The sequence below is a fragment of the Saezia sanguinis genome, from assembly GCF_963921665.1.
Lineage (GTDB): Bacteria > Pseudomonadota > Gammaproteobacteria > Burkholderiales > Burkholderiaceae_C > Saezia > Saezia sanguinis.
Genome location: NZ_CAWUGC010000001.1, coordinates 248958 through 261185, shown reverse-complemented (window position 1 = coordinate 261185; position 12228 = coordinate 248958). Strand labels below are relative to the sequence as shown.

General features: G+C 51.7%; 12 protein-coding genes. 3 read left to right on the top strand and 9 right to left on the bottom strand.

Annotated elements, in window-relative coordinates:
• Window positions 1–85: 85 nt before the first annotated feature.
• Window positions 86–973, bottom strand: coding sequence for a 4-hydroxy-tetrahydrodipicolinate synthase (gene dapA / locus AACY98_RS01190; RefSeq protein ID WP_339800517.1), 888 nt, complete (start codon window positions 971–973; stop codon window positions 86–88).
• Between the two features lie 243 nt (window positions 974–1216).
• Between dapA and pdxY the strand changes: the two genes are divergently transcribed.
• Entirely contained in the window at window positions 1217–2095 is an 879-nt protein-coding gene (gene pdxY / locus AACY98_RS01185) for a pyridoxal kinase PdxY (protein ID WP_339800514.1), read from the top strand.
• A 22-nt stretch (window positions 2096–2117) separates the two neighbouring features.
• Here the strand turns inward: pdxY and AACY98_RS01180 are convergent, their stop codons facing one another.
• Window positions 2118–2885: a class I SAM-dependent methyltransferase gene (locus AACY98_RS01180; RefSeq protein WP_339800512.1), complete on the bottom strand. Its 768-nt coding sequence runs from the start codon at window positions 2883–2885 to the stop codon at window positions 2118–2120.
• Between the two features lie 145 nt (window positions 2886–3030).
• Here AACY98_RS01180 and AACY98_RS01175 point away from each other — a divergent pair, with 145 nt between their 5' ends.
• Window positions 3031–3771, top strand: coding sequence for a Bax inhibitor-1/YccA family protein (locus AACY98_RS01175; RefSeq protein ID WP_339800509.1), 741 nt, complete (start codon window positions 3031–3033; stop codon window positions 3769–3771).
• A gap of 48 nt (window positions 3772–3819) precedes the next feature.
• On the opposite strand, the gene AACY98_RS01170 is transcribed toward AACY98_RS01175, so the two are convergent.
• The 3 genes from AACY98_RS01170 to AACY98_RS01160 all read right to left on the bottom strand — a co-directional run bounded on the left by AACY98_RS01170 (window position 3820) and on the right by AACY98_RS01160 (window position 7741).
• Window positions 3820–4521, bottom strand: a complete 702-nt coding sequence (locus AACY98_RS01170) for a VIT1/CCC1 transporter family protein (protein WP_339800506.1) — start codon at window positions 4519–4521, stop codon at window positions 3820–3822.
• 206 nt (window positions 4522–4727) lie between these two features.
• Window positions 4728–6062 carry a ferredoxin reductase family protein gene (locus AACY98_RS01165; RefSeq protein ID WP_339800503.1) on the bottom strand — a complete coding sequence of 445 codons (1335 nt, stop codon included), beginning with the start codon at window positions 6060–6062 and terminating at the stop codon, window positions 4728–4730.
• 341 nt (window positions 6063–6403) lie between these two features.
• Window positions 6404–7741: a ferredoxin reductase family protein gene (locus AACY98_RS01160; RefSeq protein ID WP_339800500.1), complete on the bottom strand. Its 1338-nt coding sequence runs from the start codon at window positions 7739–7741 to the stop codon at window positions 6404–6406.
• 324 nt (window positions 7742–8065) lie between these two features.
• Between AACY98_RS01160 and AACY98_RS01155 the strand changes: the two genes are divergently transcribed.
• Window positions 8066–8653 (top strand): superoxide dismutase, encoded by a 588-nt coding sequence (locus tag AACY98_RS01155; RefSeq protein WP_126979804.1) that lies wholly within the window; start codon window positions 8066–8068, stop codon window positions 8651–8653.
• Between the two features lie 73 nt (window positions 8654–8726).
• Here AACY98_RS01155 and AACY98_RS01150 read toward each other — a convergent pair whose 3' ends face one another.
• From AACY98_RS01150 to proX (AACY98_RS01135), 4 genes are all read right to left on the bottom strand, one after another.
• Complete coding sequence (locus AACY98_RS01150; protein WP_339800496.1) at window positions 8727–9065, bottom strand: pilin; 339 nt, start codon at window positions 9063–9065, stop codon at window positions 8727–8729.
• Between the two features lie 204 nt (window positions 9066–9269).
• Window positions 9270–9716, bottom strand: coding sequence for a pilin (locus AACY98_RS01145; protein WP_339800493.1), 447 nt, complete (start codon window positions 9714–9716; stop codon window positions 9270–9272).
• Window positions 9717–9916: 200 nt separating this feature from the next.
• Entirely contained in the window at window positions 9917–10912 is a 996-nt protein-coding gene (gene proX / locus AACY98_RS01140; RefSeq protein ID WP_339800965.1) for a glycine betaine/L-proline ABC transporter substrate-binding protein ProX, read from the bottom strand.
• 300 nt (window positions 10913–11212) lie between these two features.
• Complete coding sequence (gene proX / locus AACY98_RS01135; protein WP_339800962.1) at window positions 11213–12214, bottom strand: glycine betaine/L-proline ABC transporter substrate-binding protein ProX; 1002 nt, start codon at window positions 12212–12214, stop codon at window positions 11213–11215.
• Window positions 12215–12228: the final 14 nt, after the last annotated feature.

Here is a 12228-nt window from a genome sequence, read left to right as displayed (position 1 = left end):
TCAAAAAATTAAACAAACCCTACCACCTGCAGACATCCTGCATTATCTGTCAGGCCAGGAAACTCTATGCAATGATACCCTGATTTTACGAAATCAGCCCCAACTGGCGTAAAGCGTTCTCTACCACAGGCTGGTGTGCTGGTGTAAGCGGTGTCAATGGCAAACGGATACCCGGTTTGATTTTACCCATCCGGGCCAAAGCCCATTTCACAGGAATCGGATTAGGCTCCACAAACAGATACCGGTTCAGATCCATCAACTTAAAGTGAAGTTCCCGCGCCTTTGCAACCTGCCCGCCAATGGCGGCCATACACATCTCATGCATCAGCTTGGGTGCCACATTGGCGGTTACGCTGACGTTGCCGTCCCCGCCCAGCAGCATCAGGGCCACAGCCGTCGGGTCGTCGCCGGAATAAACACTGAAACCGGGCTTGCGGTTTTTCACCAGGTAGGCGGCACGATCAATGTTGCCTGTAGCCTCTTTGATCCCGATAATCCCCTGCACCTCGGCCAGCCGCAATGCTGTTTCCGGCAGCATATCGGCCACCGTCCGGCCTGGCACATTGTACAAAATCACCGGCAAATCACCCGTTTCTTCCGCAACGGCTTTGAAATGCTGGTAAATCCCCTCCTGAGTGGGTTTGTTATAGTAAGGAACCACCTGCAACTGGCAGTGCGCCCCAACCCCACGTGCGTATTTGGCCAGATTGATGGCTTCGGCCGTAGAGTTCGCGCCGCAACCGGCCATAATAGGCACCCGGCCAGCCGCATGTTCTACAGCCACCCGGATAATTTCACAATGCTCTTCTACGGTCACCGTTGGAGATTCACCCGTGGTTCCCACCACGCCGATACAGTCCGTTCCCTGCTCAACGTGCCAGTCGATCAACTGGCGTAAGGAGGCATAATCGACACTCCCATCTTCGAGCAACGGCGTAACCAAAGCGACAATACTGCCAGTAATAGGTTCCATGTTTCAAACCAATTTCTTCATGAAGGATAATTGCTGATTGTATAGCGATACGCGATATATTTCAGAAAAAACCGCTCAGATAACTGCTTTCTATTCGGTCATTGCCGTCAGGCCATATGTCTCGTTTTGGCATGCCTTAGCGCGGCACAGTGTTTAGCGTTTGCAGGATTGATAAAACAGGCCCCTCAATCCTACAATTAACCTTCTTTTGCTTCACCTGTCTTCACCGCTTGTTTTTACCTTATGTCACAGACCAAACACCCCAAAATGATCCTGTCCATTCAGTCCCATGTCGCCTATGGGCACGCGGGCAATTCGGCTGCCGTATTTCCGCTGCAACGCCTGGGATTTGAAGTGCTGCCGGTTCACACCGTTCAGTTCTCCAACCATACGGGTTATGGTGCGTTCCGGGGCCAGGTTTTTACTGCCGAACACATCCACGATGTCATGCTGGGCATGCAAGAGCGCCAAATTTTGGGGCAGATTGACGCGGTGCTCTCAGGTTACCTGGGTGACGGGTCCATCGGCAATGCCATTCTCGAGGCTGTTGCAACCATACGCGCACAAAACCCGGCGACGCTGTATCTGTGCGACCCGGTCATGGGGGATGTCGGGCGCGGCCTATTTGTCAAAGAGAATATCCCTGACTTCATGCGCTCAGCGGCAGTACCTGCCGCCAGCATCATCACCCCGAACCAGTTTGAATTTGAACTCATTACCCAGCATCAGCTTAACTCTGTACAAGATGCGATTGCCACCGCCCGCAAGCTGATGGCCCATACACAACTGCAAACGGTCATCATCACCAGCATTGCCACACCGGATATTCCACAGGAGAAACTGGGCACACTGGCCGTTACCGCCGGGCAGGCCTGGCTGGTTACCACACCATTGATCCAGTTGCAGCCGCTGCCTAACGGCATGGGCGATGTGTTTTCATCGGTGTTTTTAGGGCGCACACTGCAAGGCATGGCTGTAAACAAAGCACTGGAAGCCGCCACCGCCACACTTTATGCACTGGTTGGCAATACCGAACCTGGCTCACGCGACCTGCCGCTGATCGCGCAGCAGGAGCAGATTGTGGCGCCGCAAAAAGTATTTAGTGCCACCGAAATCAACTGAGGTTAACAACACACTTTCAAGATCAAGCAGGCCGCCGGTAAACCCATGCCTGTGTGGTGTAAGGCATGGCAATACGCTCACGCCCCTGTAACGCCGGGTGCGTGGCAATCAGCGTTTTTAACTGTTCCAGAATGCTGGCCTGTTGCGGCTTGGGCAATGCCGCAATGAAGCTCACCGACATGGTACGGCGGATAATGACATCCTCCAGCGGCCCTTCATGCTGGTGTGCCCAGCGGTCATAACTGACCAGTTGCAACGGGGAACGCTCCACTACCGCCTGCCATGTCATTTTATAAAACCGGGGCACATCCCCCTCATAGGGCGTGATGATATCGGTGACTTTCTGCACCCAGTCCACCGACTCATCCCGTACATTCCATATCAGCCCCAGCAACCCGCCCGGTTTGAGCAAACGCATAAACTCCTGCAACGCCGCCTGGGTCGCAAACCAGTGAAACGACTGGGCGCAAACCACTGCATCCGCAAACCCGCTTGGTAATGGAATCGACTGCGCCTCGGCCACCACGGCCTGCACAGCAGGGTAAGCCTCAACCAGTTTGGCCAGCATCGGCTTCACAGGCTCTATGGCAACAACTGCCGCACCCGTACCACACAGCAGCCTGGTGAATTTTCCTGTTCCAGCCCCCACCTCAACGACGGTACAGCCAGGTTTCAGCCCTAAGCTTTGCTGCAGCCATGTCTGCGCCTGCTCTGGGTAACTTGGGCGCCCCTGTGAATAGGTCTGCGCAATCTGGGCATAGCTTCGTGCTACGGAATGGATGTTTTGCATTTGTACAGACTCACATTTTGTTTGACAATTAAATCATATTGATTATTATCAGGTGGATGTATTTACGCATGATATGCCGTCAAAAGCCCCTGTCCCTGTATTCCTACATGCATTTCCAACAACTGATCACCCTCAGGAGCCATCCATGAAATCCGGCAACCCGACTCTGAATGACCACATCTTTGATGACCTTTCTGCCACCGACAAAAGCATGACCGTGCAAGGCACCATCAATAAGGTAGGCCTGTTGCTGCTGCTGGTCATTGTTGCTTCGATATGGTCGTGGAACAAATTCACCATGTCGCTGGATGACCTCAGTTCACTCATGCCCATTTTGTGGGGTTCCTTGATTGGCGGGTTTGTCGTGGGGCTGATTACCTGTTTTGTCAAAAAGGTATCCCCCATTACAGCCCCCATTTACGCAGTACTTGAAGGGATCGTACTGGGCATTATTTCTGCGATGTTTGAAATGCAATACCCCGGCATTGCATTTCAGGCCATCATCCTGACATTTGGCGTCATGGCCATCATGCTGGTTGCCTATAAAACCGGGCTTATCAAGGTCACCCCCAAATTCACCATGTTTGTCATCATCGCCACAGGCGCCATTGCCCTGTTATACATTGTCGACCTCATCATGTCGCTGGTGTTTCACATGCCCATCACCTTTTTGCACGATTCTGGCTGGCTGGGCATCGCGGTCAGCCTGTTTGTCATTGGTATTGCCGCGCTGAACCTGGTGCTGGACTTTCACTTTATCGACAAGGGCGTGGAAGAGCAGGCACCCAAGTACATGGAATGGTATCTGGCATTTGGCCTGATGGTCACACTGATCTGGCTGTATCTGGAAATTCTCAGGCTGCTGGCCAAAGCCAGAAGCCGCTAAAACTTTTCCATTGCCCAGGTACCGGCCTGTTCCTTTATCAGGTTCAGGCTAGGCCTTGATCAGATACCCGACCGAATAGGTGATCACCATGGTGATCAGCCCTACCAGCACATTTCTGACCACCGCTTTTCCCCTGTGTGCATGCCCCAGTGCTGCGCTGATCCACCCGGTTAACGCCAGCGCCAGCAACACCACAACAAATGTTGCAGCAACCTTCATATTTTCAGGCATCAGCACAATAGACAATAAAGGCAATAACGCCCCTGCCGAAAAAGAACACATGGACGAAAAAGCGGCCTGCCATGGATTGGCATATTGCCCGGGCTTGATATTGAGCTCCATTTCCGCGTGAACAGCCAGTGCATTTTTCTGCATCAGTTCCTCAGCCACCTGATTTGCAAGCGCTTTTGAAAGCCCCTGCTTTTGATAGATCTCACTCAGCTCCTGCACCTCGGCAGGATAGTCATGCTGCAACTCCCATTTTTCCCTTTCAATTTCTGCCTGCTCCATGTCGCGCTGGGAACTGACAGAAACATACTCGCCCCCGGCCATGGACAGCGCGCCTGCCACCAACCCGGCCAGGCCCGAAATCAGCAGTACGGTTGCATCCGCAGTTGCACCTGCCACGCCAATCACCAGGCCGGCTGTAGACACAATGCCGTCATTGGCGCCCAATACGCCTGCACGCAATACATTGAGCCGATCCGCTAAATTGACATTGGCCGTATCATGCTGATGCGGTTTTCCCATCTTCTGCTCCTTAGACCTCACCGTTGAAGTCTGCCAATACAACTTGTCCACACAAAAACAGCAACACCTTTGCCATTTTGCCTTGATCGCACAACACTGACAAATGAAAACACCGCTATAAAAGCGGTGTTGATATTGCCTTAGCCATGAGCTTAGCCCATCAGCCAGTATGGGCATCACAAATGCCGTGGGCCAACAGAATTCTGTCAGCGCATCTCAAAACGCTCCGCATGGAAATCCGCCCCACTCAATCCCATAGCCTTCAACCCGCTGAGCAGGTCTTTGGCAAACCCGGACGGGCCACAGAACCATACACTGGTTTGCGACAGATCCTGCACCGTCTTTTGAATGATTTGGGCCGTCAGCCGCTGTTGCCGTTCATCCGCCACTCGGTGCAACGTTACTTGAGCCTTCGCACAAAGTTCATCCAGATTGGCTGGAAACTGCCCATCCTGTACACTGCGCGTGCAATACCATAAATCAATCGCCTGCTGGACCCCTCCGTGAAGCGCCAGATATTCCAGCCGGGCAATAAAGGGGGTAATCCCTATGCCTCCGGCAACCCACACCTGACGGGCACGTGATGACTCAAAATTAAACTGCCCATAAGGCCCTTCAATACGCACCAATTGCCCAATCCTCAGAATATGCCTCAACTGCCCGGTAAAGTCTCCCAGTGCTTTGATCGAAAATCTGAGTTCCTGTGTATTGCTTGAAGCAATGGTAAAGGGATGTGCACCTTCAAAGCCCCCGAAGTCTACAAAAGCAAACTGCCCTGGCTTGTGTTGCATAGACTTACCCTCCGGTAAACGGACATGCACATCTGTGACACCTGCCGCGGCGTGCTCTATAGAAGAAATCGTTGCCGTGTACCGGCGTGATTTCCCAATCAATTGCATCAGTGAAATAACGGCGGCGATACAGCCCATAGCGGTTAAAGGCACAACGATATAAGCTGCCGCCGAAGCCCACCACTGTGCCGGCAGCATCAGAATCCCATGGTAAGTAGCCATCAGATAAACGACCGGAAACAACTTATGTATCTGGCGGAAATACCTGTAAGGGAAATACTTTACCAGCGCTATCAGCACCAGTACCAACAGAAGATAAAAGGCCCACTCCCCGGCATCTTCAGCCATTTCATACCACCAGGTGTGATCTCTTCCACGTCCTCCGCCAGAGCGATTACCGCCCCTTGGAATGACAAGCCCAAGGTGGCGCAACCAACTGGCGCTTTTATCAGTCACCCAGTGGCAAATGGCAGCAACAGCAACACTGATGCCCGCCCATTTATGAAGTCCATAGGCCTTATCAAGACCGTTCATGAACCTATCCAGACCGGCCGGCCTTACGGCAACAATCACAGACAGCGTCATCAGCATCCATGCCACAAACCCTGTGAGCAGCCTCATCTGCCTACGCCAGTCCCCAAAATCAGATGCGGCAGAAAGACTTTGCCCGCATGGTGTCAGCCAAAAAACACCGATCGCAACGGCCAACACGCCACCAATAATCCACGGCGTCTTATGCACTCTTGCCATATGACTTTCTCCTTACCACTTTTCTCATATCTACACCCGAATACCGAAACCCTCCGCAACATACAGCGTCGTGCTCAGTCGCGCAGCTTGATTCATACCTTTTCATTCTAAGCCGCACATGGCCCAAAACCATGATCCAAAGCCCCTTTTCAAGGGCTTAATGATTTTTTAAGCTTCATGCTGTAACATGAATCATCATTCAAAAAGCAGAATGAAAACAATTATTCTTTTCAGTCGTTTTCTTAGGCCTCAACAAAACCCATCCATGACAGGCATACCGAATCTGCGTACAAAAAAGCCCCGTCATTGATTACGGGGCTTTTCATCGCAGTGAAGGATTGTCAGCGCATCTCAAAACGCTCCGCATGGAAATCCGCCTTGCTCAGCCCCATAGGCTTCAGCCCACTGCATAACGCTTTGGCAAACCCGGATGGACCACAGAACCATACACTGGCTTGCGACAGATCTTGCACTGTCTGCTGAACCATTTCAGGGGTCAGCCGCTGCCCCAATTCATCCACCACACGATGCAACCGTACACCCGTCTGTTCGCAAAGCGTGCTCAGGTTTTCCGGATACTGCCCTTCCGGTATTGAGCGCACGCAATACCAGAAATCCACGCCCTGAACCTTCTCGCCACGGGCTGCCAGTGCCTCCAGTTTGCCAATAAAAGGAGCAATGCCAATACCGCCAGCCACCCAGACCTGGCGCGGTTTGTCCGACTCGAAATTAAACTGCCCGTAAGGCCCTTCGACCTGAACATGCTGCCCCACCTGCAACGACTGCCCCAACTGGTTGGTAAAGTCGCCCAGTGGTTTGATCGTAAAACGCAACTCCTGCTGATCTGCCGAGGCAATCGTAAACGGATGATGCCCTTCTCCTTTGTGCCCGAAATCCACAAATGCAAACTGCCCGGCCTGATAGCCCATGCCCCGTCCGCCCACAAGCCGCAAACAGACCTCGACAATGCCAGACGCTGTTTCACGCACCTGTGTCACGGTTGCCTGCACCCGGCGGGAGCGGCCAACCTGCTGGAACAGCGAAACAATCGCTGCATAACTGCCGATGATGGCAAGCGCCAGCACCATATATGCCGCTGGAGTACGCCACCAGTCTTCAGGCAAAATCACCACGGAATGGTATGCCCCTGCCAGATAAATCACAGGAAACACCTTGTGCGCCTTGCTGAATAACTTATAGGGGAAAAATTTCACCAGCGCTATAACTGCCATCAGCACAAAAGCATAAAATGCCCATTCTCCAACCGGTTTGGCAAGTTGTATCCACATCGCAGGTTCGGCCCCGCCTCCCCCCGCACGCCGGTTCAGCGTCAGCAGCCCCCAACTGACCAGCCATTTAGGGCCCTCATGCATCAGCCAGTGCAACACCAGCGTCACAGTCACTGTAATGCCGGCCCACTTATGCACACCATAGGCTTTGTCAATGCCATTCATCAGCCTGTCCAGCCACAAAGGCCGCAACGCAATCACCATGCAGGCTGTCATCAAAACCCATGAAATCGTTCCTGTCAGCAGAATAATCTGCCTGCGCCATTGCATAAAACCGGCACCGTTCATCAGCGCCTGTAATCCGGGAGACAGCAGGTAAATTGCTATCCCCACAACAACAGACCCACCCACCCAGAATAAGGTTTGATTTGATCCTGCTAACTTTTTCATCACCGTGCTCCATCTATTCTGTTTTCATTCTCTATCTCTATGCACATCAGTGTAAAAGCCAAGCTATGCCATTCAATGAACGTTGTGTAAATTATTGTAAAGCTGATGAACTTTTCCGCCGCGTTTATCTATGCATCCATGCTCGCGGACAGTGCCAGATCACTATAAACCCCCTACACGAATGGCTTTCCCCCTGTATACGACAATGTTTCAGCACACACACTAGAATGAAAAGATGTCAATAATGGCTTATACCCGACAGGCTGTAGCAGCCGCAGGGGAGAAGCTTTTTTAATAAACAGATACCACGACAGGAGAATAATAATGGAACGCACACTCCCAGCTTTACCTTACCCCATTGATGCACTGGCCCCTTCCATTTCCAAAGAAACCATGGAATACCACTATGGCAAGCATCATCAGACCTATGTCAACAACCTCAACAACCTGCAAAAAGGCACTGAGTTTGAAAACCTGTCTTTAGAAGACATCATCAAAAAAGCACCTGCTGGCGGTATTTACAACAATGCCGCGCAGATCTGGAACCACACCTTCTTCTGGAACTGCCTGAAACCCAATGGTGGTGGTGAGCCCGCTGGCAAACTGGCTGATGCCATCAAGGCCAAATGGGGCAGCTATGCCAAATTCAAGGAAGACTTTGCAGCCAAGGCAGCCGCCAACTTCGGCTCCGGCTGGACTTATCTGGTCAAAAAAGCCGATGGCACACTGGATATTCAGAACCTGGGCGCAGCAGGCAACCCGCTGACCACCGGCGACACCCCGGTACTCACCATCGACATCTGGGAACACGCCTACTACATTGACTACCGCAACGCACGCGTCAAGTTCATTGAGGCTTTCCTCGACAAACTGGTCAACTGGGATTTTGCCGCCAAAAACTTTGGTGCCTGATCAGCACACCCCACCTGTTAACCAGTAGCGCTAAAGCCTGCCGAACCCGGCAGGCTTTTTCATTGAATAACAGTCAGCGGCATGCTTCAGGCAATTTATCTGCCGCAATATCCGGACTGTAACAATGCCATGAAATCCGCCCGCTCACTTCGACTGTCGGCACCAGCAGCATCACGCCACCACCAGGTGCCACCCGGTCTGTGACCTGGACCTCTATCACGCCATCGTTTTTAACCGTGATAGCGCGGGTATATTGACCCCTCATTGAAACAACGTTATCGCTACCCAATAGCTCAAGCATATCCTGAGCACTGTCAGCCCGTGGCCAGCGCTGGTTTTCGACATGAAAATCAACCACCGCATTTTTATATGAACCCGCAAGCACCAGCCCTTCCCCTGCGCCCGCTCTCATTGGGACCATACCCTTTAAAAACCAAGAAATACAGAAACCCACCCCTGCCAATATGACAGCAACCAACACAAACAGCCTCAACCACCACCGTTTTTTCTTCTGCACTGGTTTGGCTATAGCACCATCATCCTGCATTGCTTCTGTCATGTTTCACCTTTTACATTATCCATGAACATTTTCATGCTACACCTTCATACAGATGCACTAATCTGTATTCCGGCAATCCAGTGGCAGCCATGCCTGCCTGGTGATATTGGGGCTGTGACAATGCCAGACAATGCGATCCTCTGTAAGCTCCGGCGTTAAGATCACTTGTGCACCATTCTGAACCTTCTCGTTATAAATAACATGGATACTGCCGTCTGGTCTGAGCGAAACCTGGCTGACCGCCGTACCGCGCATTGCCAGCGGATGCGGCAGTCTGAGCAGTTCATGAATGTCCTCTGCACGTCCGCTGGGAAAAGAATGGTGCTCAGCATAATATTCGCTCAATGCCACTTTTGCAGGCGTTACCAATACAAGTCCTTCAGCAACCCGTGTGCGTTTTGCATAATCGTTATAGAAAGGAATTGAGAACGCTGTTACAGCGGCCAGTAGCAGCAATGCATAATCAATCAGCCCCCGCTGCCGGCAGTACGCATATTGCTTCACGTTCACGCTCCTTTACCCAGTTCGAACCTGTTCTTAATGATTGACATTGAAATATATTGTGACGGCATGACACTGCATATTTTTATGTTGAACAACAAATGCAACACCGTTACAGCTTTGGATGATAACGTATCTTTCATGGCGATAAAAAAAGAGCTGTACAAAACAGCCCTTATATAAACATAAAATGCACAACGGTTCTATTGTGCCGCTTTTAATGCCTGCTCAATCCAGCCATCAAATGTAGCCTGATGCGCCTTGATCCACGCATCGGCATGGCGTTCAATATCTGCGGGGCTGCTCTCCCCATCTCGCATTCTCAGGTTCTGCGCGTTGATATCACCAACCGGAATATGCATCACGGCAAACAGCTTGGCTGCAGCCGGGTTGGCCTGGGCAAACGCTTTGTTGGCAACAATGTGTTGCGTGTTCACCGGAAAACCGTAGTTCTTACCATTGGGCAATGTCGCATCGGCATCAGGCTCACCGGGTAACGCGGTGAACGGCACTTCCAGCCACACCACATCTTTACCAGGCACCAGCACATCACTCACCCAGTAAGGCGTCCAGGCAAAATATAAAACCGGCTTGCCCTCACGGTAGCGCGCAATGGTATCGGCAATCATGGCCGGGTAGCTACCCATGTTGTGGTTGACCGTATCACGCAGCTTATAAGCATCCATCTGGTATTCAATCGCCTGTTGGCAGCCCCAGCCCGGTGTGCAGCCGGTCAGATCGGCCTTACCGTCGCCATTGCTGTCAAACAGTTTGGCAATTTCAGGGTCCTGCAACTGCGCAATGCTGGTGATGTGGTATTTGTCTGCCGTGGCTTTATCAATCAGGTAGCCCTGCAACGCATTGCCTGAATAAACACCTTCCAGATAGAGTGTGTTGTCTCCATCAACTCCCTTATAAAAATTGGAATGCAGCGGCTTCCAGTAAGTAGCCATAAAGGTGGCATCGCCATTGGCCAGAGCCTGAAAACTGATGTTATATTCAGCTATTTTCATAGGCTGCACGGTATAGCCCAATTTTTCCAATGCCCGCATCACAATCAGCGCCTGGAATGTTTCTTCTGCTACAGAACTTTTAATCGGCTGCACGGTTACACCTTTGCCCGGCAAACTCTGCGCCTGCGCATAAGCACCTGTGCCAGACACAAGCAATGCCGCACCCAGCAGTGCGCCGCCCAACATATTGTGCAGGCTCGTTTTGGAACAAAACTTAAAAAGGTGGGAGATAAAAGACATGAGGGTCTCCTTTCGTTGGTGGAAAGATGGCTCGGGCAGTCTTTTATGAAAAAAGATAGTGCCTGAACTGCGGCGTATCGCTTTTTATAATGGGGTCAGCGATTTATTACCGTCATGACAGTACCAGCAGGTACTTGGGGAACAGATGCAGCAGCCATCCTGGTGCTGCATCTTTATTACACGATGAACTGCCGGTACTGCAATGTTTTTATAGACATTCGTTATACCGGCACATAGGTCGATCTGTTACTTGGCAGCGTTGGCAGCATCTAACGCCTGCTTGATCCAGCCGTCAAAGGTGGACTGGTGCGCCTTGATCCAGGCATCTGCATGGCGTTCAATATCTGTCGGCTTGTTTTCGCCGTCACGCATACGCAGGTTCTGCGCATTGATATCGCCAACCGGCAGTTGCATCACAGCAAACAGTTTGGCAGCAGCCGGGTTGGCCTGAGCAAACGCTTTATTGGCAACAATATGCTGTGTATTGACCGGGAAGCCGTAGTTCTTGCCATTGGGCAACACCGTGTTGATGCCTTTCTGATCACCTGGCAGTGAAGTAAATGGCACTTCCAGCCAGACCACATCTTTCCCCGGCACCAGCACGCCGCTCACCCAGTAAGGCGTCCAGGTATAGTACAGAATGGGTTTGCCTTCGCGGTAGCGTGCAATGGTATCGGCCATCATGGCCGGGTAACTGCCCATGTTATGCACAACGGTTTTACGCAGGTCATACGCGTCCATGTGGTGTTCAATAGTTTCCTGGCAGCCCCAGCCCGGCGTGCAGCCGGTCAGATCAGCCTTGCCGTCGCCATTGCTGTCAAACAGCTTGGCAATCTCAGGGTCTTTCAACTGTTCTATATTGGTAATGTGGTATTTGTCTGCCGTGGCCTTATCAATCAGATAGCCCTGCAAGGCATTGTTGGAGTATGTGCCCTCGCGATACAGTGTTTTGTCGCCACCAACGGCATTGTAAAAATTGTCGTGCAGCGGTACCCATGCTGCTGCCATGAAAGTCGCATCACCATTGGCCAGAGCCTGATAACCGATGTTGTACTCGGCAATGCTGATGGGTTTAACGTCATAGCCCAATTTTTCCAGTGCACGCATCACCAGAACAGTCTGGAAAGTTTCCTCGGCAATCGAGCTTTTGGTCGGTATTACCGTAACACCTTTGCCCGGCAAATCCTGCGCCAAAGCAGCGGTGCTGCTTAATGTGATACCTAACGCTGCAACGCTGGTCAAAAGCATTTTGCGGGCCGATT

Excerpts from the sequence above, each read along its gene's own strand:
- dapA (WP_339800517.1), bottom strand. The coding sequence starts at position 973 with ATGGAACCTATTACTGGCAGTATTGTCGCTTTGGTTACGCCGTTGCTC.
- pdxY (WP_339800514.1), top strand. The coding sequence starts at position 1,217 with ATGTCACAGACCAAACACCCCAAAATGATCCTGTCCATTCAGTCCCAT.
- AACY98_RS01180 (WP_339800512.1), bottom strand. The coding sequence starts at position 2,885 with ATGCAAAACATCCATTCCGTAGCACGAAGCTATGCCCAGATTGCGCAG.
- AACY98_RS01175 (WP_339800509.1), top strand. The coding sequence starts at position 3,031 with ATGAAATCCGGCAACCCGACTCTGAATGACCACATCTTTGATGACCTT.
- AACY98_RS01170 (WP_339800506.1), bottom strand. The coding sequence starts at position 4,521 with ATGGGAAAACCGCATCAGCATGATACGGCCAATGTCAATTTAGCGGAT.
- AACY98_RS01165 (WP_339800503.1), bottom strand. The coding sequence starts at position 6,062 with ATGGCAAGAGTGCATAAGACGCCGTGGATTATTGGTGGCGTGTTGGCC.
- AACY98_RS01160 (WP_339800500.1), bottom strand. The coding sequence starts at position 7,741 with ATGAAAAAGTTAGCAGGATCAAATCAAACCTTATTCTGGGTGGGTGGG.
- AACY98_RS01155 (WP_126979804.1), top strand. The coding sequence starts at position 8,066 with ATGGAACGCACACTCCCAGCTTTACCTTACCCCATTGATGCACTGGCC.
- AACY98_RS01150 (WP_339800496.1), bottom strand. The coding sequence starts at position 9,065 with ATGAGAGCGGGCGCAGGGGAAGGGCTGGTGCTTGCGGGTTCATATAAA.
- proX (WP_339800965.1), bottom strand. The coding sequence starts at position 10,912 with ATGTTGGGCGGCGCACTGCTGGGTGCGGCATTGCTTGTGTCTGGCACA.
- proX (WP_339800962.1), bottom strand. The coding sequence starts at position 12,214 with ATGCTTTTGACCAGCGTTGCAGCGTTAGGTATCACATTAAGCAGCACC.